The following is a 22,343-nucleotide window of genomic DNA, read 5'->3' on the forward strand; positions in this document are numbered from 1 at the left end:
CAATCAGGTTACCTGGAGTTCAGATTATCGAGATCAGCATTTAACCGGGTCACATTGACATAGGTATCCCCGATAAATGCCGGCCAGGGATGGACGGTATTTTTCTCTATCATAATCTGCAATTGGTGTTCCGTCATTCCCCGGGCTTTCGCCACACGGGGTAACTGCCACTGTGCCGCCGCGGGTGATATCCCATTATCCAGGCCACTGGCAGAGGTGGTCAGTAAATCGGTGGGAATTTTGCCATGGGCTGACGGGTTTTGCTGACGTAACAGCGTAACCTGCCGCGCGATCCTGGAATCAAGCAACGGATTGCTGATAGCCAGGTTGCTGCCACCGGAGGCCAGCGGATTGTAAGCAAATCCGCTGGTGGCTGAAGGCCGGCCTTGAAAGTAGCCGGTTGAGGTAAAATCTTGTCCCAGCAGAGCCGAACCACGGATCTGGTCGCCGGTTCTGATCAGTGATCCCCGGGACTGGTACGGAAACCACCACTGGCCGATCAGCGTGGTCAGTAACGGATAGACTCCGGCGGTCATCAGAAATAAGCTGGTAAATACAATAAGTGCAGGGCGTAGCTGTCTCATAACACCTCCGGGATCCGTTCGAAAAATGTTAACAACAGATCGATAATTTTGATGCCAACAAAGGGTACGACTAATCCTCCCAGCCCGTAGATCCACAGATTACGCCGTAACAAGGCTGAGGCACTCATCGGTTTCCAGGGCACTCCTTTCAGTGCCAGCGGGATAAGGAAAACGATGATCAGTGCATTAAAAATGACGGCACTGAGGATGGCGGATTCCGGCGAATGAAGTCGCATAATATTCAGCGTATTTAGCTGAGGATAGCTGGCCGCAAAGGCCGCCGGAATAATAGCGAAATATTTCGCTACATCATTGGCAATACTGAAGGTGGTCAGTGAGCCCCGGGTCATCAGCATCTGTTTTCCAATTTGAACGATTTCAATAAGCTTGGTGGGATTCGAATCAAGATCAACCATGTTTCCGGCTTCTTTTGCGGCACGGGTCCCGGAGTTCATCGCCACCGCGACATCGGCCTGAGCCAGTGCAGGGGCATCGTTGGTACCGTCACCGGTCATGGCAACCAGTCGTCCTTCTTTTTGATACTGACGGATAAGTGCCAGTTTGGCTTCAGGGGTCGCTTCAGCCAGAAAGTCATCAACTCCTGCCTCTGCCGCAATTGCCGCAGCCGTCAGACGATTATCCCCGGTAATCATCACGGTTTTAATCCCCATGGCCCGCAACCGTGCAAAACGTTGTTTAATGCCTCCTTTGACAATATCTTTCAGGGCGATCACTCCCAGAACATGACTACCTTCTGCCACCACCAGAGGGGTTTCTCCCCGCCGTGCGACCTCACTGACCGCCTGTTCGACAGCAGCAGGAAACGGGTTGCCCGCGGCTTCGATATAGCGTTGAATAGCATCCACCGAACCTTTGCGGATGATCCGCTCGCCTATATTGATACCACTCATTCTGCTCTGGGCGGTGAATGGTACAAAGGTGGCTGCACCAACATCCCGCTCTTTCAGACCGAACCGTTGTCTGGCAAGAACCACGATACTGCGTCCTTCCGGAGTTTCATCTGACAGTGACGACAGCAGTGCGGCATCTGCCAGTTGTTGCTGACTAATCCCGGGGGCAGGAATAAAATCGGAGGCCTGACGATTCCCCAGGGTGATGGTGCCGGTCTTATCCAGTAATAACACATCGATATCTCCGGCGGCTTCCACCGCCCGGCCACTGGTCGCGATAACATTTGCGCCCAGCATTCGGCTCATTCCCGCCACACCAATCGCCGATAATAAACCCCCAATGGTGGTGGGTATCAGACATATCAGCAGCGCTATCAGCGAGGTGACTCCGACGGCAGTACCGCTGTAGGCCGAAAATGGCCATAAGCTTGCCGTGACTAACAGAAAGATCAGAGTTAACGCGACCAGCAGGATAGTCAGGGCAACTTCATTTGGCGTTTTACGGCGCCGGGCACCTTCTACCATAGCGATCATCCGGTCGAGAAAAGTTTCCCCGGGGTTGGCTGTACAACGAATCACCAGCCAGTCAGACAGTATTCTTGTGCCTCCGGTAACTGACGCAAAATCCCCCCCGGATTCGCGAATGACAGGAGCCGATTCACCGGTGATCGCACTTTCATCGACTGACGCGCCCCCCTGAATGACTTCACCGTCGCATGGGATGATGTCTCCGGCTTCCGCCAGTACCACATCGTCTTTGCGTAACGCAGAAGCAGGGGTAAGTTGCCTGGCTGAACCGTAATAAGCATCGGCCAACTTTTTAGCCATTACCGTTTGTCGCGCATCCCGTAACGCGCTGGCCTGAGCCTGACTGCGGCCTTCGGCCAGTGCTTCGGCAAAATTAGCAAACAGCAGTGTCAGCCAGAGCCAGCCGCTGATGGACAGGGTAAACATCAGATGACCCCCGGTCAGGCCAGATAAGGCCAGCAGGGTGGTGAAAATGCTGCCAGCCAGTACAATAAACATCACCGGATTACGCCACTGGACCCGCGGATTCAGTTTGGTGAATGAGACGATGATTGCCTGACGAATCAGCTGTGGATCGGCAAACAGCATGGAAGATGATTTCATAGCTAAGCTCCGGCTTGCTCAGTGTGAGGATAAGTAATCTGCGACCGGGCCTAATGCCAGGGCAGGGACAAAAGTCAGAGCACCAATCAGCATGACGCTGCCAATCAGTAAGCCGATAAATAACGGACCGCAGGAGGAGAGTGTTCCCGGTCCCGCCGGCTGGCTCTTTCTGACTACCATCGACCCGGCAATCGCCAGCACCGGGACTATCACCGCAAACCGACCCGCCAACATGCAGAATGCTAACAGCAGGTTCCAGAATGGAGTCGTGGCGTTAAGTCCGGAAAAAGCGCTGCCATTGTTATTGGCGGCAGAAGAGAGGGCATAGAGGATTTCGGTAAATCCGTGCGCCCCGGGATTAAGAATCGCGCTCTGCCCTTCACCGGTCAGCAGCACCAGGGCGGTACCTGCCAGTACCAGTGCCGGGCTGACCAGGATGGCGAGTGCAATCAGTTTCATTTCACGGGCAGTGATTTTTTTGCCCAGATACTCGGGTGTGCGTCCAATCATTAACCCGGCAATAAATACCGCCAGCAGCACAAACAGTATCATGCCGTAAAATCCGGAGCCGACACCGCCAAAAATGACTTCGCCAATCTGCATCAGCCAGAGGGGGATCATTCCGCCCAATGCGGTGAACGAGTCTGGCATTGCGTTAACTGCCCCACAGGATGCCGCTGTGGTGATGACGGTAAATAGCGCACTGACCGTAATCCCGAAACGGCTCTCTTTGCCTTCCATATTGGCCGCGGATAATGCGCCCCGGGTCAGTAAATCGGGATTACCCTGCCATTCGGCATGGATCACCAGTAACGCACAGAAAATAAATACCAGACTCATTGCCCACAGCAGGCTATGCCCCTGACGATGATCGTTGACAGATTTACCGAAGGCAAAACAGAGTGCGGCCGGAATAAGAAAAATGGCCAGCATCTGTGCGAAATTACTCAGTGCGGTTGGATTTTCGAAGGGGTGAGCTGAGTTGGCGTTAAAAAAGCCTCCTCCATTAGTCCCCAGCATTTTAATCGCTTCCTGAGAGGCTACAGGGCCCATTGGCAGACATTGATGTAATCCCTGCAGGGTAGTGATCGGCTGGCAGGCCGAGAAATTTTGTAATGATCCCTGCCAGATGAAGAATATTGCCAGCAGGAAAGCGAGCGGGAGCAGCAGGTAAAGCGTGATACGCAGCAAATCATACCAGGCATTGCCTAACATGTGGGTCTCACGTCGACTGAAGGCCCTTATCAGTGCAAAAGCGACGGCGATTCCCGTGGCCGCTGACAGGAAGTTTTGTACGGTAAGCCCTGCCATCTGGCTGAAATAACTGAGGGTGGTTTCGCCGGCATACGCCTGCCAGTCGGTATTCGTCACAAAACTGACTGCGGTGTTCAGTGCGAGGTGCCAGCTCATCCCGCGGAAATGCTGAGGATTCAGAGGGAGATGGCCCTGAGTCATCAGAATCAGGAACAGTACCACCAGACCTGAGAGATTAATCAGTAGCAGGGCAGACAGATACTGACGCCAGTTCATCTCATTATCACGAATCCCGGTCAGTCCTCCGACCCACTGCTCCAGCCTGGCCACCGGTTTTCCGGGAGAGCCGGCGATCAGTAGTGCAATAAAATGACCCAGTGGTTTTGCCAGCAGCATCAGAATACCCATAAAGGCTGCCAGTAAATAAATAACAGAGGTATTCATCAGAATTCCTCCGCATGGATCAGAGCATAAATCAGATAACCTGAAAGCAGGATTACCAGAATTACGCCACCCACAATATAAGCTGTCATTGCCGTTCTCCGGGGCAGAATTAACAGCTGACGAGTGTAGGATTTCAGAGGAAAAAAAAGGGTAAAAATGTACCGGTGATGCCGTAAAAAAAATATAAAAATTGCCGGTTTTATCCTCATCCTGGCCCTAAGAATTGCAGAACAGCGCAACTGAAATAGCAGACTTCGACAGAGAAACGTCACATCCCTTACCGGGCAATTTGTAGATCTCACTATTAATACCGGGTGTTTTCACCAGTTCGCCTGCGGATGACCCGGGTATTTTGGATGCAGGTTCCGGTAAGCGACAGCGTTATCAATTGAGTCACCAGAGTTACCGGATTGAACAGGGATATTGAAAGTTTCGGGGGCATTGATGAAATATCATTTTTTTATACTGGTGCTGGTATGTATTACCCTGGCGGGTTGTACCACACTTTATTATCGGTAGCAGGGGATGAGAGGCGTAATCATACTCTGTGTGCTCCTGCTGAGCGGTTGCATTAATATTTATGGTCCGGAGAAAAGTGAAGGTCAGGAAAATAAAACGAGCGATGCTGGTAACACAGGAATGCCAGAAAAAGTACAAACCTTAACCCTGTCCAACCGATCACCTGAAGAACTGACCTCAGCTGTGGTCCGTTATTATCGCCTGAAGGGAGTTTCTCTGTCGGTCCAGGATAGCGGAAGCGGAATAGTGGCTGCCAGTGGAAATGATCCGCAACAAGCTGCTCAATGGCTTGACTGCGGATCGTTCAGCCAACCGGACAAACTGACGCTGGATTATCGGCTGGTAACACAAGTCTGGTCGGCGGGTGAGGGGAGCCATGTCATGATCCAGGTAACCGGTACTGCCGGTAAAGTCGGCGGAGATGGAAATGACAAGGTGAAACCACTGGAATGCTCCTCAACCGGAGCCTTTGAGAGAGAGTTGGCGGAGGTGCTAAGAAAATAACTTTATCCTGCTTTCTCTGTCTGGCATTAATCACCGATATTCAGAAAAAATTTGGCATTATTATCTCCACTGAGAGTTTGACATTTTATCTCAACTCTTTAAGGTCTGTAATGCGTTTTATCGCACGGAGATATTTATTGTGCGTTTAATTATCTATGATTCATCGCCATAAATATATTACAGACTAGCTGGCAGGTGTTTAATAATCTTTCTGAAATTATACGGAATGTGTTTTTTTATTTCAGTCAGAGAGTAACACCCTGCCTGAGGAGGATTAAATGACAGGTAAACATCCGTTATTCCTGAATACCATTTTGCTGGGGGGGACAACAGAGCAAAAAATTGAGGCTGCCGCCGCCGCCGGATTTTCGCAGATTGAGCTTTGGCAACAGGATGTCTGGCAAACAGAGGGAAAAGCTCATCAGGTAAAACAGTGGCTGACAGAGTCAGAGATGACGCTCACCGACTATCAGGTTTTGCTGGATTTTGATGGTGCCTCAGAAACTCACCGGCAAACTAAACGTCAGGAAGCGCTGGATATACTGGATACTGCAGTCTGTGTCGGGGCGCATACGGTGCTGGTTCCGGCCAACACTTCTGCGGATTGTCAGCAAAGCAATATTATTACCGATTTACGCTGGCTGGTGGATCAGGCTGTGCAGAGAAAATTGCGGATTGCCTATGAGGCGATGAGCTGGAGCACTTTTATTAACACCACACCGAAAGCCTGGAAGATAGTTCAGGAAATCGACTCGCCGTCAATGGGACTGGTGATTGATGCCTTCCATATTTTTGCCCTGAACAGAACGGCCGATGATCTCAGGGATATTCCGGCTGACAAAATTTTTCTGGTGCAACTCTCGGATGTCAGTGAAATTCCATCACGTGACCGTCTTATCGGGGTAGCCAGACATAACCGTCTGTTACCAGGGGACGGTGTTTTTCCGATAAACACATTATTACGTCGCCTCGCTGAGATGAATTATCAGGGGCCTGTGGGTCTGGAAGTCTTTAATGAAAAGCTGAAAGCACAGGAACCTCATCAGGTGGCGCGCCAGGCCTTCGCCGCACTGAATAACATTTTTAGCAGTGATTAACAGATGACTGACCAAAATGCGGTGAGAGATAACTTACCGCTTATTATTCTCCCCGTTTTTGCTGAAACAGGGGGCAATTTTCTTTTCTGGCAGAAAATTACTGCTATTCTGAAACTAAATAGTCCTGACAGAATCTCTGTTTAATGAAAGATCTGCTGCTTATCCTGGTGTTTAGCCTGACGATGCTGACTTTGGTCGGAATGTCTCTGTTGGGGACATGGATAGCTCAGATAAATATTGGGTTTGATGAAGATCAACGAGCCTGCCCGGGTTTAACCTCGCAGCAGGTGGTTGACGGCGTGATGAGTAATCTGCTGCGTAAGCGTGAAACCCGCGGGGAATGGTATTTGCTGAGCCGTGACGAGATTATTATCAACCCTGCCGACGTTAAGATTGGCAAATCAGATTTCTTCGTACCCTTTCATTATACCCGTAAACCTGGCATGGTATATGACGCGATGGGGGGATGTGCTTACCCGAATTCGGTGGAATACGCTGCAGGTCATCCTGACTAACATCATGACCCGCAATCTGTGACCGCACCTTTTGAAATCCTGCTTTCAGCAGGTGATAGCGGATGCCGCTGCTATATCTGTTGCCGGAATTTTGCCGGTGTCTGCCCAAAGTGCCGCCGGAATGCTGCAATATAAGCACTAATATTAGTGTAACCAAAGTCGGCCGCAATCATTTCAATTCGCCCTCCCGCCAGTACCGATTCCAGAGAAGCGACCAGTTTCGCCTGTTGCCGCCACAGGCTGAAACTCAGCCCGGTTTGCTGGCGAAATAGTCGGCTGAGGGTCCGTTCGCTGAGCCCTTGTTTTGCTGCAAGTTCTGTCCGGGTCAGAGCAGAATCCGGATGGTTAATGATAAATATTGCCACCGCTTTTGCCCTGCGATCCCCTGGCAGAACAATATGATGTGGCAGTGACGGAGCCGCTGAGATTTCATAAGCCAGCAGCGCCAGCCCTGACTGACCATAGCCCTTGTCGGGATTATCGCGGAGTCTTTCCAGTAATTGCGGAATAAATGTCCCTGCGCGAAACAGGTGTGGAATGGCCGGAAAGCGCAGATTATCTGTGGCATGAAAATAGATATTTATTCCTGACACCTGATTGCCGGCTGTTGAACGGTGATCCGTGCCGGGCGGAAACCAGGCCAGAGTTCCTGGCGTAACCAACCATTGTGCACTGAAGGTTTCGATCATCATGGTTCCGGATAGCGGATAATAAAGCTGACCGCAACTGTGCTGGTGCCAGTCGGTGTGCTGCTGTGGCTGATATTCAAAGTCACGAAAGGTCAACATGGCCGGTTATCCGTATTTTTTGTCCTGATCAGGATAACAGGTCATCACCGCACTGTGCCAGACTGGTTTTGGGTCAATATTTGAGGAACTGAGATGAATAATTCTCTGAAACTGGTTAGCCAGGCATTAGAAACCGTGATTGCCAGTGTCGTGCATGATGAGTCTGTATTGCAGCAATTTTTTAGTCATGATTATCAGCAGTATGTAGATGATAAGGTACTTAATTTTCGTCAGTTTGTGAGTCATATGCAGACGCTGAAACAGCACAGTCTGCAGAGGCAACTCCGGATAATCGCCTGTGCCGCAGCGCAGCAGACAGTATTTACCCGCCATCGGGTGGCAGTGACCCACGACGACGGACAGGTCAGTGAATTTGAGGTCATGGCTCAGTTTGAATTGCGCGACGGCAAAATCTGTCGCTGCCATGAACTCACCCGACAGATCTTCGGCCCTGAGCAGCATCGGGATTTAGGCAGCCGCTAAAACACCGGCGGAGATGAACTGTGATAACCGCTAATGATATCCTGTCTGCGAACTCTGTTATTGAAGGTGAGCTTATGTGGATTCAGAAAACCGTAAAACTTGCCCCGCGTAGTCGGGGTTTTCACCTGATCACTGCTGAAATTGAGCGGTCCTTGCCTGAGATGGCACAAATAAGGACAGGTCTGTTGCATATTTTTATTCAGCACACATCAGCCTCTCTGACCATTAATGAAAATGCTGATCCGACGGTCAGAGGGGATTTCGAACGTTTTTTTAATCATGCTGTGCCGGAAAATGAGCCTTATTACCAGCATACTTATGAAGGCAGTGATGATATGCCAGCGCATCTGAAAAGTAGTCTGCTGGGGCCGGCGCTGATGATCCCACTGACTCATGGCGAGCTGAATTTAGGGACATGGCAGGGTATTTATTTATGTGAACACCGTAATCATGGTGGTAGCCGGACTGTGGTACTGACATTACAGGGTGAACCGTTCCGTTAAACTTTGCATTTAATTACATTGTTAAATACGGAAAATTAGTTTTTATGAGTTATTGTTTACTACTGATATTACTGAATGAATTTGATGATAATCAGCAAAAATATTGGCTATGAATTTGGTTATGAATAAAGCTTAAATGATTAGAGTGTTGCAAGGATATCAATATCACACTTCATTTATCCGGAGTATTTAATGAGACTCAATAAAGCCCTTTTACCTCTGATGACGTTAGCAAGTTTGTATATTCCCCTGTCACAGGCTCAGGAGTTGACCTATCAACTGGACCCTAATCACACTTCAGTCATTGTGACATGGAACCATTTTGGTTTTTCTCACCCGACAGCCAATATTCCCTCTACTTCAGGGACTCTGGTATTTGACCCTCAACATCCGGACAAAGCTAAACTTGATGTGACTATTCCGGTGAATCAGATAGATACACATGTTCCTGCGCTGACCTCTGAATTTCGCGGTGACAAATACTTTGATGTTGCCAAATATCCGACCGCGACTTTCCGCAGCACCAAAGTGGTCGAGAAAGGCCACAATAAATATGATGTTTTTGGGGAGCTAACCTTAAAAGGCATTACAAAACCAGTCACGTTGCACGCCACACTGAATAAACTGGGTGAACAGCCGATGCTGAAAAAACCCGCGGTAGGATTTGATGCAACAGCCACACTTAAACGTTCTGAATTTAAACTGGATCAGTATGTCCCGCAGGTTGCTGATGAAGTGACACTGACTATTTCTACCGAAGCACACGGTCAGTAATCAGACAATAAATTTACGGTAAAAGAGCCGGTGATTAATTCACCGGACTCTGATTAATTTCACGTAACACTCTGCAGGGGTTACCTGCGGCTACCACATTTGCCGGGATATTTTTAGTCACCACGCTGCCGGCACCAATGACACTGTTATCCCCCACAGATACTCCGGGAACGATATTCACGCCTGCCCCAATCCAGACGTTATTACCAATAGTGACTGGCAGTGCATATTCCAGTCCCTGGTTGCGGGTCGGATAATCCAGCGGGTGGCCCGCAGTATGTAATCCGACATTGGGACCGATAAACACATTGTCGCCAATGGTAACTTTGGCGGCATCAAGAATAATCAGGTTGTGGTTGGCATAGAAATTTTCGCCAAGAAAAATATGCGAGCCGTAATCACAATAAAATGGGGGTTCGATAACAATATTCGGTCCGCATTTTCCGAGCAGATTTTTTAACATACGGCGCCTTAACTCAGTGTCCTCGGCCGGCGTCTGGTTGTAACGAGCACAGGCCTGTTTTACATGCGTTCTCAGCGCCAGAATGGCCGAATCGTGGTTAGCATCATACAACTGACCATCAGCGACCCGGGTAATCTTATTCATGGTTATTATTCCTTGTCATAGGGAAAGTGGAATTTTCACTGCGCCTGATGAGCATAGGGTAATTATCTGTCTGTGTAGTGTTCTTTTTATCTGAATTGCGCGATGAGAGGGCAAATTGTCCGTTATGCAAAGATGGCTGTCAGTTAAGGCGGCGCAACTGCTTATCGTTTGGGACATACTCTGTGTATATTCCGATGTTGAGCAAATGGAGCGTCATTATGTTAGCTGACCCGTCAAAGAAATATTTGGCCTATCCGGTCGTCAATCTGCCCGATCGTCAGTGGCCCGGTAATACGTTAACTAAAGTTCCCCAGTGGTGCTCCAGTGATTTACGTGACGGTAACCAGTCACTGGCAGAACCCATGGATAACCCGCGTAAACGACAGTTTTTTGAGATGCTGGTTCGTTGCGGGTTTAAGCAAATTGAGGTGGCTTTTCCTTCAGCTTCGCAAACGGATTTCGATTTTGTTCGTGGCCTGATTACTGATAAGGCTGTTCCGGACGATGTGATTATCCAGGTGCTGACTCCTTCGCGTAATGATCTGATTGAACGTACTTTCGAAGCGTTAAAGGGTATTCCTCAGGCGATTGTTCATCTCTACAACGCCACCTCACCGTTGTTCCGTGAAGTCGTGTTTAACCAGGATAAAGCAGCGACCCGGGAACTGGCGGTCAGAGGCGCAAAACATATTCGCCGGCTGGCTGAGCAATATCCGCAGACCCGCTGGACCTTCGAGTATTCACCAGAAACCTTCTGTTTTACTGAACTGGATTTTTCGCTGGAAGTGTGTGAAGCCGTCGCTGAGGTCTGGGACCCTTGTGACGAACGACCGATGATTATTAATTTGCCGGCGACGGTTGAGGTCAATACTCCGAACGTTTATGCCGACCAGATTGAGTGGTTCTGCCGCCATTTCAGCCGCCGGAAACAGGTGTCCATCAGTGTCCATCCACATAATGACCGGGGCACCGGCGTCGCCAGTGCAGAACTGGCGATGCTGGCCGGAGCCGATCGCGTTGAAGGTTGCCTGTTTGGTAATGGTGAGCGCACCGGTAATGTGGATCTGGTCACTCTGGCACTGAATCTCTATACCCAGGGGATTTCACCCGGGCTGGATTTTAGTAATCTGCCGGAGATTGTTGAACTGGTAGAGCAGTGTAATCAGTTACCCGTACACCCACGTCATCCTTATGCCGGTGAGCTGGTGTTTACCGCGTTCTCAGGTTCTCATCAGGATGCTATCAAAAAAGGCTTTGCTGTCCGCCAGCAGAATCCGGATCAGCCGTGGCAGATCCCTTATCTGTCACTGGATCCCGTCGATGTCGGTTGTAATTATGAAGCCGTGATCCGAGTGAACAGTCAGTCCGGCAAGAGTGGGGCGGCCTGGTTGCTGGAACAGAATCATGGACTGAAATTACCGCGAGGGGTACAGATCGATTTCAGCAAAGTGGTACAGCGCGAAACGGATGCTACCGGTCGGGAGATGAGCAGTGGCGATATCTGGCGGTTATTCCGTCAAAGTTACGGGTTGAATGAACAACCGGTCATTGAATTGCTGAGCTATGAAATTCGCAGTGATGAGCGTGATATTCGTCATTTCACGGCTACGGTCGGATATCAGGGAGGGCAGCGCCAAATCCGCGGTAGTGGTAACGGGCTGCTGTCGGCGGCGGTGGATGCCGTATGTCACAGTTTTGATATCCAGGCGCAGATTGGTGATTACGATGAGCATACTTTGGGTCATCAAAGTCACAGCCGGGCGGTGGCTTATGTCAGTTGCCAGTCCGGCAACGGTGAACGCTTAATCGGTGTAGGTATTGATAACGATGTTTCTGCTGCATCTTTGCAGGCTCTGTTTAATGCCTGCGGTCAGTTGGAAAGCATTAAAGGCGTTAAGGCCTGACGGTCGGTTAGCCTGGTGACAGCCCCGGTGAAGCACTGTATTCACTGGGGGAAACTCCCAGTACCCGCCGGAACATCACACTGAAGGCTGCCGGACTGTCATAACCGGCTTCCAGGGCAGCTTCCAATACCGAATGACCCTGGCTCAGTGCATTCATAGCGGCAATAATTTTTGCCCGTCTTACCCAGTCACTGAAACTCAGGCCGGTTTCGCGCTGAAAGCGGCGCGACAGGGTTCTGCCGCTAATACCAAGCTGGTTTGCCACCTGTTCGAGTTCGTAGTTTTCCGCGACATTCTGTTTTATCTCTTCACATACCGCCAGTAGCTGCAGACAGACAGGTTCGGGTAAATTTAGCGGGAGTATTGGCATTATCCGAAGCTCATCAAGAATCAACTCAATAATTCGTTCATCACGGCCGCCGGAGAGAAAGTGGGCCGGAATACCCAGTGATGCATTAATCAGTTCCCTGAGCAACGGGGTGATTTGTACCACCTGACACTGAGCTGGCAGGTCAGCACGGGCCAGCGGGTCGACAAACAACGTCCGGGCCCGGACATGGCCGGTAAATTTCAGGCTGTGAACTGTTCTGGCGGGTAACCAGACACCGCGGCCAGGCGGGACCAGCCAGTCTCCGGCAGGCGTGGTGACTCTGACCAGACCACTGAGAAGATGAATCAGCTGACAGCAGCGGTGGCTATGGCCGGGTTCTGCGGCACCATGCGGATAATCTATCGCGACGGTCGTCAGTGACTGGCCGGGAGCCAGAAAGTCATCGTGCATGAAGTTACCTTTACACATCCGTGGGCTATTATTGACTGAAACTATAGTCGGTTTGGGAAAGACTATAACCGGTAATCTCCCGGGGAGTGGTGATGATGTTGAAAATGATAATAGTGAGTGGGCTATTTTTTTCTCTGCCGGCACTGGCAGAGCCGGAATTTGCCGTATCGATCGAGAGTTCGTTGAAAGAGTGTAGCCAGAAAGCCGTCACTACGCTTGACAGTGTGGACTGTTATTCTGCGGCTGAAAAGGCATGGGATAAAGCTCTGAATCGGCAGTACCGGTTGCTTATCGAGGGGCAGTCGCCGGAATTCCGGGCGGCAATGAAAATCTCACAGCGCGCATGGCTAAACTACCGCGACCATTATCTTGATTCCTTACGGTCATTTTACCGGCAGCAACAGGGCACTATCTGGTCGATTATAATGAGTGAGGCCAGTATGCGTCTGACCCGTAACCAGGCGATAGAGCTATATACATTACGCCACAGTACTGATCTGCAAGGCTGAGTATGCCCCCGCGTGAGTCGTCCGGAGGCATAACACGACTCTGCAGATCAGATAAAACACATTATATTAATGTGCAGCCGCTGGTTTTTCGGGTTTTGGCGGCAGTGGTAACACTTCGATCCTTACCTGGTATTTACCGGCATCGACCTGAGGAACCTGAGCCACCAGATTTTTCAGTGTTTCGGCGGGTGTCGAGGTTGTTTCGGTCACTGCGTAGACCGGCATGGGATGCGGAGGATGCATGCCACCGTACATGTGATGTTCAAAATCATGGTGGTCATCAGACTGTGGGCCCGGCGCAGCATAAGACAATGCTGAGACCAGTAACAGTGGTGCAGTAAGACAAATCGCCAGTTTTTTCATGATGAACTCCTTAAAATTTAAGTCCTCAGCAGGATCGGTGAAGTGCTGCCTGTTCTTCAACCGTTTTTGCATGTTGTTTACCTGTTTTTCGATATCCCAACAGTTGTTTCTGTTGGCGGAAAAAATGCGGTTTTGGTCGCCAGCGGGCTTCTGGCTGAGAGCATTTTCAGTGGGGGCGACATCTCCGAATCATCAAAATAGCGGCGGTGTTTTCTGCTGTAGTAAACGAGGTTCAATCTGCAAAGCTGCATGCCGTCAACTCAGTGGTCCCGGGGGGATAACTGAGAGTGGCATCAGGTGCAGGTGACTGCGTGGGACATCACATTCAGAGTTTTTGTGAAAAGCCGGATAACGGCGAATAAACATCCTGAAACGTTTTAATTTATTTAATCGTTATATAACTTGTTATACAGCGTTATATTGCTTTCCTGGCTCCCGAAAGGCAATGACAACCCTTTGTTTCGGGAAAAATTAAATAAAAAAAGTAGCGAAAATAATAATGCTAATCTGTAAGCAATTTCAGGGAAAAAAAAGTCTGCTGTGTCTTTCGTTGTTGGCCAGTATCTCAGCATCGGCTGCGGTTCAGGAACCCGGAAAAACGCTGGTGGTCTCAGCAAAACCTACCCAGGGTGCTGATGCCACCCAACAACAGGCCACTCCCGGTAACCTGGGAAAAACCCGCGTTAAAGATGTCCCCTGGTCTGTACAGACGGTTTCTGCGCCCATGATGAAAGCTCAGCAGTTAAAGAGCGTTAATCAACTGTACCGGTATATGCCCTCGGTCCAGGGAGATGGTGCCCGGCCACAGACCCGTGGGATGCAAGGTAGTGTGGTACAAAACAGTATGATTGACGGATTAAATGTGGTGTCGACTACCGATTATCCGGTAGAACAGTTTGACCATATTGAAGTTCTCGATGGTCTGGCGGGATCACTCTATGGACCCGCAAATCCGGCGGGGCTGTTTAATTTCGTCTCAAAACGCGGCACGGATACTCCATATCATTCCATTACCCTTGGCGGAGGGACCGGACTGACCCATAAGCTGGCTGGCGATTTTAGTGGTCCGCTCGACAGTAATGACAGAATCCGCTACCGCGCTAATGTGCTGGATGATGAAGGTGACGGTTATGTTAAAGGCAGCAAAATTCGTCGTCAGATGTTTAGCCTGGCGCTGGATGCTAACCTGACCGACAACACCCTGCTGGAAACCAATTTCAGTTATTACCACTATTACGATAAAGGTCTGCCGGGGAAATTTGCGCTGGCCAGCGGAGTTTCTTTCCCTTCAGCCCCGAACCCGAAAACAGCGCATCTTGGGCAGTCGTATGCCGGTAATAACAATCATACGCTGACTGCCGGCATCCATCTGAAACATGATTTTAATGGCAACTGGCTCGGCGAGATTGGTTTTTTGCGTCAGATTGCCGATCGTGAATCTACCGCAGTCACCAATACCCTGACCGATAACGCCGGCGACTACACCACGACATCTTCAACCAGTACAGCCAGCCGTTTCACCATTAACAGTTATATGGCGAATATCAGTGGCGAAGAGGAGACCGGACCGGTGACTCATCAGATTTCTGCGGGGATTCGTGGTTTTTCATGGAAAAACTATAACCCGGTGGCGGGTGGGACTAAAACGCTGGGCAGCGCCTCACTGGATAATCCACAAGCTTTTACTGAGCCGGAATATCCTGACTTTACTCACCGTTATCATTCGGCCAGTACCACTCAGACGTCATTGCTACTCAGCGACACTCTGACGTTTTCACCAAAGTGGAGTACTATTCTGGCAGGCAGTGAAAGCCAGTTAGCGACCTCAAACTATGGGGCCAGCGGATCAAGGACCAGCGATTCGTCTGACAGTGGTTTCAGTGGTTCTGCCAGTCTGTTGTATAAACCCATCGAACCCCTGACACTTTACGTAACCTATGCCGACAGCCTGCAGCAAGGGGATACGGCACCCACTGGCGCCACCAATGCCGGTAACATTCTGGCCCCTTACCGCAGTAAACAAATTGAAGCCGGCAGTAAACTGGCCTTAGGCCGGATGCTGCTGACTGCCGCGCTGTTTCAGATTAAACGTCCGTTTGCTTATACCGACAGTGATGGCGTGTATGCGTTGGACGGTGAACAACGCAACCGGGGTCTGGAGTTAATGGCTGAAGGTGATGCCACCCAACGAATTCATATTTATGGGGGGATGACCTGGCTCGACCCTCGTTTGCTGGATACGGCGACTACCACTACCAGTAATAAGCAGGTGGTCGGTCTGCCCCGTTATACTGCCAGCCTGTTCGCTTCTTATGATCTGCCGCTATTGCAGAGTTCTGAAATCCATGCCGGGGTACGTTATGTCGGACGTCGCGCCACGGATAACACGAATACCCGCTGGGTAGGTAGCTATACCACTCTGGATGTGGGGAGTTCATGGAAAACCCAACTGTTTGCCAAAGCAACAACCTTCCGGCTGGATATCACTAACCTGACTAACCGCCATTACTGGACCAACATTGTACCTGGTGGCCTTAACGGTTATACCGGTGCGGGTTATGCCAGTGCCTCTGTAGGTGAACCACGGATGGCCGAAGTCTCAATGCAGGTGCAATTTTGATAAAAATTAAACTACCGGGAAAACTTCCGGCCTTAACGACCTTGCTGTTCAGTCTGTCTGTCAGTCCGTGGGCAGCCGCACAGACGGTTACGGATGATGCAGGACACCAGGTGACGGTGCCTGCCAGTGCTCACCGGATTGCTGATGGCTGGTTTGCTCACCACTCACTGTTGATGACGTTAGGGGCAGGAGACCGTATTGTGGCTACGGTAAACCACCCTAAAGATCGTCCCTGGATGTTCAAAGTGCAACCTTCTTTGTACAAAGCACTTCAGACGCCTGGCCATGAGTTTTCCAGTGAAGCGCTGGTACTCAGGCATGTGGACGTGGTGTTTGTATCGAAAAATGATCCGGCAGCGCAGAGCTACCGTCAGGCCGGAATTCCCGTGCTGATGATGAATTTTGATGACTTTCCCTCTATGGAGCGTTCGTTACTGACGACGGCGGCGGTCGTGGGTACGCCACAGGCCCGTCAGCGTGCCGAAGCTTATAACCATTACCTTAACCAGCAAATTGCGATGATTAGTCAGAAAACCCGTGGGCTGAGCCAGCAACAGCGTCCGACAGTGTTACATATTCAGTCGCTGAAACCGCTGAAAGTTGACGGACGCAATACGCTGATAGACACCTGGATCAGGCTGGCGGGGGGCAGAAATGTTGCCGCGACAGTTGACGGTAATATGAAGGAGATTACCCCTGAACAGGTCCTGGCCTGGCAACCGGATTATATTATTCTGGATGCGTCGGCAGGAACCCTGGAGCAGTCACCCTTTCAGGGGATTTTTAGTCAGTTACGCGCGGTTAAGCAACATCATGTAGTGCGTAATCCTTCCGGGGTGTTTCCCTGGGATCGCTACGGAACCGAAACTGCCCTGCAAATCCAGTGGGCCGCCCGGTTACTGCACCCTGCATTATTCAGGGAGCTGGATATGGTTCGCCAGACCCGTGATTTTTATCAGCAATTTTTCGACTACCCACTGACTGACGATCAGGCGAAGCGCATCCTGGCTGCTTTGCCACCACAATAAGCAGTATGCCGCCCGTCAAATATACGGGCGGCACGATACTTATCCGGCAGCGACATCCCAACGGGTTCGTTGCATATCAATGACGAAGCGATACTTAATTTTTCCCGCAAGCATACGGTTAAATGCTTCTTCAATGTCCTCACCCCCTATCACTTCAACGTCTGCCGTAATATTGTGCTGTCCGCAGAAGTCGAGCATTTGCTGAGTTTCTGCAATGCTACCGATGGACGAGCCGCCGATGCTCAGACGTCTGAAAACCATTGGAGTGATTTCCGGGCCCGGATGTGGATTATCAGGAATACCCACCAGCACCATCCGACCATTAGTTTTCAGCGTGTTCAGATAAGGATCCAGCGAGTGTGGGGCAGCAACGCAGTCAATAATCATATCCAACTGCTGGCTGTACCCGGCCATCTGCGCCGTGTCCGTTGAGACCACCACCTGAGTGGCACCCAGCCGCAGAGCATCGGCACCTTTCTGCGGGGAAGTTGTGAATAAGGTCACTTCAGCACCGAGAGCACTGGCCAGTTTGACCGCCATATGACCGAGTCCCCCTAATCCAATCACCCCCACTTTCTGGCCGGGTTGCAGATTGTAATGTTTCAGGGGAGACCAGACCGTGACTCCGGCACAGAGCAGTGGCGCCACGGCATGTAAGGGCAGATTGTCAGGAACCGAGACAACAAAATTCTGGTCAACGATAATCTGCTCAGCATAGCCGCCGTAGGTTGTTTTTCCGGTGTGACGATCGGTACCGTTATAGGTGGGCGTAAAACCCTGGCGGCAATATTGTTCTTCCTGCTGCCTGCAGAACTGGCACTCTCCGCAGGAATCAACCATCACTCCGACACCGACGTAATCACCGGCCTGAAACCGGCTGACCGCCGCTCCCGTTTCTCTGACTCTGCCGACAATCTCGTGCCCCGGCACCAGGGGATACTGGCTGACTCCCCATTCATTGCGTGCCATGTGTAAATCGGAATGGCAGACGCCGCAATAGAGAATATCAATACGGATATCCCCGGGCTGAAGAGGGCGGAGAGAGAGGGAACCGGTTGTCAGTGGCGCTTCAGGGTTCAGGGCCATAAGAGAGTTAATTTGCATAGGATACCTGCCAGCGGGTTATTGCCGCGTAGTGTTATAGGGTAAAAAGAGTGGCACACTATAGATATGCAGAACCTTTAATGGTAGTAGTTACCTTTTGGTGACCATGGATTATCGCGGAGCAGAACATGCCGGAATGGGTCGGAGATAAGCTGTTTTTTTATGCAGATTCGGGGCCGCGCAGGCTGATGGATCTTTTTTCGGTGAAATGGAGCAGTATGGTACTGCATGCTCTCTGGCACTGGCCTCAGGGCGCAGCCAGAACAGGGGAGCTACAACGCAGTCTGCAGGGTATTTCCAAAAAAATGTTGTTTCAGACGTTGAAAGAACTGGAGATGCGTGGACTCATCCATCGGGAAGTGTTTAGTGTTGTCCCGCCGAAAGTGGAGTATTCGTTGACTGCGCTGGGTAAAACAGTGGCAGAGCCTGTCGAACAGTTATATTTGTGGGGACTGGCTAATCAGCAGGCACTGGATGAAATGTCTGAAAACCTGCTGCGTAATACCCAACGTCATGCAGGGCAGGAGTAGGTGCCGGATAAAAAAACTGCCGGCAGATTCGCCGGCAGTCAATGACAACAACTGATGACACTGTCAATATTTCCTGTTGGACACAGACTGGCAGGAAATTTTTGGGTAATAACAATAGTTACTGGCGGGAGATACTGTATTTACCCGCGCCGAGCAGCATAATGATCAGACCGCCAAAGAAATAAAGGGCTTCAGTTTCCAACGCCCAGGCTCCCACGTCGGTAGTTTTGAAGAAGTTACCCCCCACCACCAGTACCACCGCAAATACCAGGTTAATGGCATATACCAGCCCGGCGACGCGGGTCCAGACGCCCAGGATAATTAATAACGGTGCCGCGATTTCGCCAATGTAAGCACCATAGGCTACAAACCCTGGTAAGCCATGGGCCGCCAACATCGGTTTTATCCAGTCGACCCCATGTACCAGTTTAAAACTGCCGTGAAACAGCATCAGCAAGCCAAACACCAGGCGCAACAGGAGTTTGGCAAAATCAGGATGATCTACAGCACGATCAAAACCAGTAATCAGCTTATTCATTAAAAATTCCCCGTTTAAAAGGCGTAAGGTACGTTAAAAGCTCTTAAAACATCACCGGTATTTTTTGAAAGAAAACATCAAAAATTTAGAGTGGTAATTTTTATTTTTGCGCATCGCAGGCTATCCTGTCGGGCAGTCCGGAGAGATGATGCTCTGCGACGAAGCCCCTCTTTAAATAACGAGGGGATTTCACCGCTGAGGAGCATTATTAGCAGTAAACGTAGTCTCTGGCAGGCAGTCAGAGGATCACGGATATAAAGAGATTTAAGGGGCCAGCATGGCCCCTCTGAATGGCTTTGAGCTCAGCAGACTATTGGCTGACGGTATCCAGTAGTGATAACTGTTGAGGTGTCAGCGAAAGCTGCAAAGCTTTGGCAAAGCTTTCGACCTGACTGATGCTGGTGGCACTGGCAATCGGTGCCGTAACGCCTTCGCGTGCAATCAGCCAGGCCAGTGCAACCTCAGCCGGCTTGACATTATGTTCTTCTGCCACGCTGGTCAGGGTATCCACAATTTTAAAGCCACGTGGATTCAGGTATTTACTGATTCCTGAACCGCGTTTGCTTTGTTGTAAATCGTCCTGTTGGCGATATTTTCCGGTCAGAAAACCCGATGCCAGGCTGTAATAGGTCACAACACCAATATTTTTCTTAATACACAGATCGCGCAGTGGGCCATCAAAACTGCTGCGATCATATAAGTTATACTCCGGCTGTAGCACCTGATAGGCCGGTAGTGAGTGTTGAGCGGCAACATTAAGGGCATCAGACAATTGGGTGGCATCCAGATTGGAGGCACCTACTGCACGAATTTTTCCTTCTGCCAACAGGGTTTTATAGGCTTCCAGCGTCTCTTCGTAGGGAGTTTCAGGGTCCGGCCAGTGGGAAAAGTAGAGATCGATATAATCGGTGTTCAGACGGCGTAAGGAATCTTCTACTGCCTGGATGATCCATTTTTTAGAAAGTCCTTTATGGCCTTCAATCCCTAAATCTGCACCGACTTTGGTGAATAATTTTATCTGCTCACGGCGGCCCGGGTGGGCTTTCAGCCAGCGACCGATGATGGTTTCGGATTCTCCCCCCTGGTTACCTTCAGCCCATCGGGAATAAACGTCGGCAGTATCGATAGTATCAAAACCGTGATCGATAAAAGCATCCAGTATTTTAAAACTGGTTGGCTCATCAATGGTCCAGCCGAACACATTGCCGCCAAACACTAGTGGGGTGATGGACAAATCAGTCTGCCCGAGAAGTCGTTTAGTCATCTCTGAAATTCTCCTGATAGTCATACATAGTCAGTCACTGACAGCGACTCAGCCTGATATTTACTGTATCCGCTCAGCGGCGGGATTTTCTGAAGACACTCCTTAGCATAACGTGACTTTTGCTACCTGGCAGAACCAATGTTGCGAAATAACCTGAAAATGCCTCAACTTCTGACGGTCAAAAATGTTCAAAACAGATACACTAAAAGAGAAGAAACACTGCCAGCCCCTGAAAAGACTGGCTTGTGACGAATAGTGCATAGCAAAAAATAATCTCCGGGAGTTTATCAGGACGCATGTTGTTACTAAAAACTGGTTTGTTATTTGTACTGACTGCCGTCGCTGAAATCGTCGGATGTTGGTTTCCGTATCTGGTATTACGTGAACATAAGAGCCCCTGGCTACTGCTGCCCGGGCTGTTCAGTCTGATGATATTCGCCTGGCTACTTACGTTTCATCCGACCGGAGCAGGCAGGACCTATGCGGCTTACGGCGGGGTTTATATTTGCGTTGCTCTGGGATGGTTAAGAATTGTCGAAGGAATTGTGCTGACCCGCTGGGATATCGCTGGTGGCCTGGTGGCACTTGCAGGGATGCTGATCATTGTCTGTCAGCCATCCTAAAGAGTCACCGTTTCCGGTGCAATGGCAAATCTGCGCGGTCTGTTATACTCAGGTGAGGCCCTGAATTCTATTATTCACGGAGAAAGGAATATGTCATCTGTTGAGTCTGTGAGTGGGTTAACACGATTATTGGCGATTATCGGTGACCCTATTGCCAGGGTCAGGGCTCCACAGTTAATCAACCGGGAGCTGATTTCTCAGCAGCGCGAAAATGTGCTGATGATTCCTTTGCATGTTGCCGCTGACGGACTCAGGGAGACACTCGAAGGGCTACGGCATTGTCAGAACTTTTCCGGGGCAGTGATTACTATGCCGCATAAACGTGCGGTCATCGATCTGTTGGATGATATTTCGCCCGAGGCTCAACTGGCGGGGGCTTGTAATGTGATTAAACGGCTTCCTGACGGAAAATTAAGCGGTACCCTGTATGACGGTGAAGGATTTGTTGCTGGGTTGCAGTTGCGGGGATACGAGGTTGCCGGTAAGCGGGTCTATCTGGCAGGTGCTGGAGGCGCAGCCAGTGCTATTGCTCATGCGCTGGCGAGTCATGGTGTCACCGAGCTTATTATATACAATCGTTCAGAACCTGCGGTGCTGGAACTGGCGGCGAACCTGGCCCGTCATCATCCGGGGTTAGTGGTTATCCATGGCACCCATAGCCCTGCCCATTGCGATATTGTGATAAATGCGACACCGGTCGGTATGGGTGAAGATACAGAGCAGGCATTCTCGTTGCAACATTTAGCCCCGGGTACTCTGGTGTGCGACATTATTATTTACCCGGAGAAAACGCCATTGTTGCTGGCTGCTGAACAGGCCGGACTGCCGGTTCATACCGGGGAGGCCATGCTGTCGGCCCAAATTTCTCTGATGCTTAAATTTATGCTGGAGTCCTGACTCTAATTTTTCACCCTGTTTATCTGAGAATACCTGAAGGCAGGATCCTGACTTTTAGGGGCCTGTCA

Annotated in this window: 25 protein-coding genes; 14 read left to right on the forward strand and 11 right to left on the reverse strand. The window is 50.3% G+C overall.

Annotated features, from left to right (window positions below; genetic code table 11):
* Positions 1-8: 8 nt before the first annotated feature.
* From kdpC to kdpF, 4 genes are read right to left on the reverse strand one after another with little or no spacing between them, the layout of a single operon-like run.
* Positions 9-584, reverse strand: a complete 576-nt coding sequence (gene kdpC / locus HA49_RS14970; RefSeq protein WP_038018977.1) for a potassium-transporting ATPase subunit KdpC — start codon at positions 582-584, stop codon at positions 9-11.
* The gene (gene kdpB, locus HA49_RS14975) at positions 581-2,611 is read right to left on the reverse strand and encodes a potassium-transporting ATPase subunit KdpB (protein WP_425427738.1); all 2,031 of its coding nucleotides are present in this window, start codon (positions 2,609-2,611) and stop codon (positions 581-583) included. The genes kdpC and kdpB overlap by 4 nt, the downstream gene beginning before the upstream one ends.
* A 33-nt stretch (positions 2,612-2,644) precedes the next feature.
* Positions 2,645-4,324, reverse strand: a complete 1,680-nt coding sequence (gene kdpA, locus HA49_RS14980; protein WP_038018983.1) for a potassium-transporting ATPase subunit KdpA — start codon at positions 4,322-4,324, stop codon at positions 2,645-2,647.
* Positions 4,324-4,413 (reverse strand): K(+)-transporting ATPase subunit F, encoded by a 90-nt coding sequence (gene kdpF, locus HA49_RS14985; protein WP_038018986.1) that lies wholly within the window; start codon positions 4,411-4,413, stop codon positions 4,324-4,326. The genes kdpA and kdpF overlap by 1 nt, the downstream gene beginning before the upstream one ends.
* A 550-nt stretch (positions 4,414-4,963) precedes the next feature.
* Here kdpF and HA49_RS14990 point away from each other — a divergent pair.
* From HA49_RS14990 to HA49_RS15000, 3 genes are all read left to right on the forward strand, one after another.
* Positions 4,964-5,347, forward strand: coding sequence for a hypothetical protein (locus HA49_RS14990; protein WP_245610211.1), 384 nt, complete (start codon positions 4,964-4,966; stop codon positions 5,345-5,347).
* A gap of 278 nt (positions 5,348-5,625) precedes the next feature.
* Entirely contained in the window at positions 5,626-6,444 is an 819-nt protein-coding gene (locus HA49_RS14995; protein ID WP_038018992.1) for a sugar phosphate isomerase/epimerase family protein, read from the forward strand.
* A gap of 143 nt (positions 6,445-6,587) precedes the next feature.
* Positions 6,588-6,959: a hypothetical protein gene (locus HA49_RS15000; RefSeq protein ID WP_038018995.1), complete on the forward strand. Its 372-nt coding sequence runs from the start codon at positions 6,588-6,590 to the stop codon at positions 6,957-6,959.
* Between the two features lie 71 nt (positions 6,960-7,030).
* On the opposite strand, the gene HA49_RS15005 is transcribed toward HA49_RS15000, so the two are convergent.
* Positions 7,031-7,747 carry an AraC family transcriptional regulator gene (locus HA49_RS15005; RefSeq protein ID WP_038018998.1) on the reverse strand — a complete coding sequence of 239 codons (717 nt, stop codon included), beginning with the start codon at positions 7,745-7,747 and terminating at the stop codon, positions 7,031-7,033.
* Positions 7,748-7,840: 93 nt separating this feature from the next.
* On the opposite strand from HA49_RS15005, the gene HA49_RS15010 reads away from it, so the two are divergent.
* From HA49_RS15010 to HA49_RS15020, 3 genes are all read left to right on the forward strand, one after another.
* Positions 7,841-8,230, forward strand: a complete 390-nt coding sequence (locus HA49_RS15010; protein WP_038019001.1) for a nuclear transport factor 2 family protein — start codon at positions 7,841-7,843, stop codon at positions 8,228-8,230.
* Between the two features lie 74 nt (positions 8,231-8,304).
* The gene (locus HA49_RS15015; protein WP_038019494.1) at positions 8,305-8,733 is read left to right on the forward strand and encodes a secondary thiamine-phosphate synthase enzyme YjbQ; all 429 of its coding nucleotides are present in this window, start codon (positions 8,305-8,307) and stop codon (positions 8,731-8,733) included.
* A 192-nt stretch (positions 8,734-8,925) separates the two neighbouring features.
* Complete coding sequence (locus tag HA49_RS15020; RefSeq protein ID WP_038019003.1) at positions 8,926-9,507, forward strand: YceI family protein; 582 nt, start codon at positions 8,926-8,928, stop codon at positions 9,505-9,507.
* 34 nt (positions 9,508-9,541) lie between these two features.
* Here HA49_RS15020 and HA49_RS15025 read toward each other — a convergent pair whose 3' ends face one another.
* Positions 9,542-10,114 (reverse strand): sugar O-acetyltransferase, encoded by a 573-nt coding sequence (locus HA49_RS15025; protein WP_038019006.1) that lies wholly within the window; start codon positions 10,112-10,114, stop codon positions 9,542-9,544.
* Positions 10,115-10,332: 218 nt separating this feature from the next.
* Between HA49_RS15025 and leuA the strand changes: the two genes are divergently transcribed.
* Positions 10,333-12,018, forward strand: a complete 1,686-nt coding sequence (leuA, locus tag HA49_RS15030; RefSeq protein ID WP_038019008.1) for a 2-isopropylmalate synthase — start codon at positions 10,333-10,335, stop codon at positions 12,016-12,018.
* A gap of 7 nt (positions 12,019-12,025) precedes the next feature.
* Here the strand turns inward: leuA and HA49_RS15035 are convergent, their stop codons facing one another.
* Positions 12,026-12,799: an AraC family transcriptional regulator gene (locus HA49_RS15035; RefSeq protein WP_038019011.1), complete on the reverse strand. Its 774-nt coding sequence runs from the start codon at positions 12,797-12,799 to the stop codon at positions 12,026-12,028.
* 92 nt (positions 12,800-12,891) lie between these two features.
* Here HA49_RS15035 and HA49_RS15040 point away from each other — a divergent pair, with 92 nt between their 5' ends.
* Positions 12,892-13,308, forward strand: a complete 417-nt coding sequence (locus HA49_RS15040) for a lysozyme inhibitor LprI family protein (protein WP_038019013.1) — start codon at positions 12,892-12,894, stop codon at positions 13,306-13,308.
* 66 nt (positions 13,309-13,374) lie between these two features.
* On the opposite strand, the gene HA49_RS15045 is transcribed toward HA49_RS15040, so the two are convergent.
* Positions 13,375-13,671 (reverse strand): hypothetical protein, encoded by a 297-nt coding sequence (locus HA49_RS15045; protein WP_038019015.1) that lies wholly within the window; start codon positions 13,669-13,671, stop codon positions 13,375-13,377.
* A 42-nt stretch (positions 13,672-13,713) separates the two neighbouring features.
* On the opposite strand from HA49_RS15045, the gene HA49_RS21505 reads away from it, so the two are divergent.
* From HA49_RS21505 to HA49_RS15055, 3 genes are all read left to right on the forward strand, one after another.
* The gene (locus tag HA49_RS21505) at positions 13,714-13,872 is read left to right on the forward strand and encodes a hypothetical protein (protein ID WP_156994674.1); all 159 of its coding nucleotides are present in this window, start codon (positions 13,714-13,716) and stop codon (positions 13,870-13,872) included.
* Positions 13,873-14,170: 298 nt separating this feature from the next.
* Complete coding sequence (locus HA49_RS15050) at positions 14,171-16,291, forward strand: TonB-dependent receptor (RefSeq protein WP_084706434.1); 2,121 nt, start codon at positions 14,171-14,173, stop codon at positions 16,289-16,291.
* Positions 16,291-17,319 (forward strand): ABC transporter substrate-binding protein, encoded by a 1,029-nt coding sequence (locus HA49_RS15055; protein WP_084706441.1) that lies wholly within the window; start codon positions 16,291-16,293, stop codon positions 17,317-17,319. Before HA49_RS15050 ends, HA49_RS15055 begins: the two co-directional genes overlap by 1 nt.
* A 39-nt stretch (positions 17,320-17,358) precedes the next feature.
* Here the strand turns inward: HA49_RS15055 and HA49_RS15060 are convergent, their stop codons facing one another.
* Entirely contained in the window at positions 17,359-18,423 is a 1,065-nt protein-coding gene (locus tag HA49_RS15060; protein ID WP_038019019.1) for an NAD(P)-dependent alcohol dehydrogenase, read from the reverse strand.
* Positions 18,424-18,551: 128 nt separating this feature from the next.
* Here HA49_RS15060 and HA49_RS15065 point away from each other — a divergent pair, with 128 nt between their 5' ends.
* Positions 18,552-18,953: a winged helix-turn-helix transcriptional regulator gene (locus HA49_RS15065; RefSeq protein ID WP_038019021.1), complete on the forward strand. Its 402-nt coding sequence runs from the start codon at positions 18,552-18,554 to the stop codon at positions 18,951-18,953.
* Between the two features lie 118 nt (positions 18,954-19,071).
* Here the strand turns inward: HA49_RS15065 and HA49_RS15070 are convergent, their stop codons facing one another.
* Both HA49_RS15070 and HA49_RS15075 read right to left on the reverse strand, forming a co-directional pair.
* A complete protein-coding gene (locus HA49_RS15070) occupies positions 19,072-19,491 on the reverse strand; it encodes a DoxX family protein (protein ID WP_038019023.1) in 420 nt (139 codons plus the stop codon).
* A gap of 310 nt (positions 19,492-19,801) precedes the next feature.
* The gene (locus HA49_RS15075; protein WP_038019026.1) at positions 19,802-20,755 is read right to left on the reverse strand and encodes an aldo/keto reductase; all 954 of its coding nucleotides are present in this window, start codon (positions 20,753-20,755) and stop codon (positions 19,802-19,804) included.
* 296 nt (positions 20,756-21,051) lie between these two features.
* On the opposite strand from HA49_RS15075, the gene HA49_RS15080 reads away from it, so the two are divergent.
* Together HA49_RS15080 and HA49_RS15085 are read left to right on the forward strand one after the other, a co-directional pair.
* Entirely contained in the window at positions 21,052-21,378 is a 327-nt protein-coding gene (locus HA49_RS15080) for a YnfA family protein (RefSeq protein ID WP_038019028.1), read from the forward strand.
* Between the two features lie 90 nt (positions 21,379-21,468).
* Positions 21,469-22,275 (forward strand): shikimate dehydrogenase family protein, encoded by an 807-nt coding sequence (locus tag HA49_RS15085; protein ID WP_038019497.1) that lies wholly within the window; start codon positions 21,469-21,471, stop codon positions 22,273-22,275.
* The last annotated feature ends 68 nt before the right edge of the window (positions 22,276-22,343 follow it).

The organism is Tatumella morbirosei (assembly GCF_000757425.2).
In the GTDB taxonomy this organism is placed as follows: Bacteria; Pseudomonadota; Gammaproteobacteria; order Enterobacterales; family Enterobacteriaceae; genus Tatumella; species Tatumella morbirosei.

Coding starts and splice junctions, on each gene's coding strand:
- kdpC (WP_038018977.1), bottom strand. CDS start 584: ATGAGACAGCTACGCCCTGCACTTATTGTATTTACCAGCTTATTTCTG.
- kdpB (WP_425427738.1), bottom strand. CDS start 2,611: ATGCTGTTTGCCGATCCACAGCTGATTCGTCAGGCAATCATCGTCTCA.
- kdpA (WP_038018983.1), bottom strand. CDS start 4,324: ATGAATACCTCTGTTATTTATTTACTGGCAGCCTTTATGGGTATTCTG.
- kdpF (WP_038018986.1), bottom strand. CDS start 4,413: ATGACAGCTTATATTGTGGGTGGCGTAATTCTGGTAATCCTGCTTTCA.
- HA49_RS14990 (WP_245610211.1), top strand. CDS start 4,964: ATGCCAGAAAAAGTACAAACCTTAACCCTGTCCAACCGATCACCTGAA.
- HA49_RS14995 (WP_038018992.1), top strand. CDS start 5,626: ATGACAGGTAAACATCCGTTATTCCTGAATACCATTTTGCTGGGGGGG.
- HA49_RS15000 (WP_038018995.1), top strand. CDS start 6,588: ATGAAAGATCTGCTGCTTATCCTGGTGTTTAGCCTGACGATGCTGACT.
- HA49_RS15005 (WP_038018998.1), bottom strand. CDS start 7,747: ATGTTGACCTTTCGTGACTTTGAATATCAGCCACAGCAGCACACCGAC.
- HA49_RS15010 (WP_038019001.1), top strand. CDS start 7,841: ATGAATAATTCTCTGAAACTGGTTAGCCAGGCATTAGAAACCGTGATT.
- HA49_RS15015 (WP_038019494.1), top strand. CDS start 8,305: ATGTGGATTCAGAAAACCGTAAAACTTGCCCCGCGTAGTCGGGGTTTT.
- HA49_RS15020 (WP_038019003.1), top strand. CDS start 8,926: ATGAGACTCAATAAAGCCCTTTTACCTCTGATGACGTTAGCAAGTTTG.
- HA49_RS15025 (WP_038019006.1), bottom strand. CDS start 10,114: ATGAATAAGATTACCCGGGTCGCTGATGGTCAGTTGTATGATGCTAAC.
- leuA (WP_038019008.1), top strand. CDS start 10,333: ATGTTAGCTGACCCGTCAAAGAAATATTTGGCCTATCCGGTCGTCAAT.
- HA49_RS15035 (WP_038019011.1), bottom strand. CDS start 12,799: ATGCACGATGACTTTCTGGCTCCCGGCCAGTCACTGACGACCGTCGCG.
- HA49_RS15040 (WP_038019013.1), top strand. CDS start 12,892: ATGATGTTGAAAATGATAATAGTGAGTGGGCTATTTTTTTCTCTGCCG.
- HA49_RS15045 (WP_038019015.1), bottom strand. CDS start 13,671: ATGAAAAAACTGGCGATTTGTCTTACTGCACCACTGTTACTGGTCTCA.
- HA49_RS15050 (WP_084706434.1), top strand. CDS start 14,171: ATGCTAATCTGTAAGCAATTTCAGGGAAAAAAAAGTCTGCTGTGTCTT.
- HA49_RS15060 (WP_038019019.1), bottom strand. CDS start 18,423: ATGCAAATTAACTCTCTTATGGCCCTGAACCCTGAAGCGCCACTGACA.
- HA49_RS15065 (WP_038019021.1), top strand. CDS start 18,552: ATGCCGGAATGGGTCGGAGATAAGCTGTTTTTTTATGCAGATTCGGGG.
- HA49_RS15070 (WP_038019023.1), bottom strand. CDS start 19,491: ATGAATAAGCTGATTACTGGTTTTGATCGTGCTGTAGATCATCCTGAT.
- HA49_RS15075 (WP_038019026.1), bottom strand. CDS start 20,755: ATGACTAAACGACTTCTCGGGCAGACTGATTTGTCCATCACCCCACTA.
- HA49_RS15080 (WP_038019028.1), top strand. CDS start 21,052: ATGTTGTTACTAAAAACTGGTTTGTTATTTGTACTGACTGCCGTCGCT.
- HA49_RS15085 (WP_038019497.1), top strand. CDS start 21,469: ATGTCATCTGTTGAGTCTGTGAGTGGGTTAACACGATTATTGGCGATT.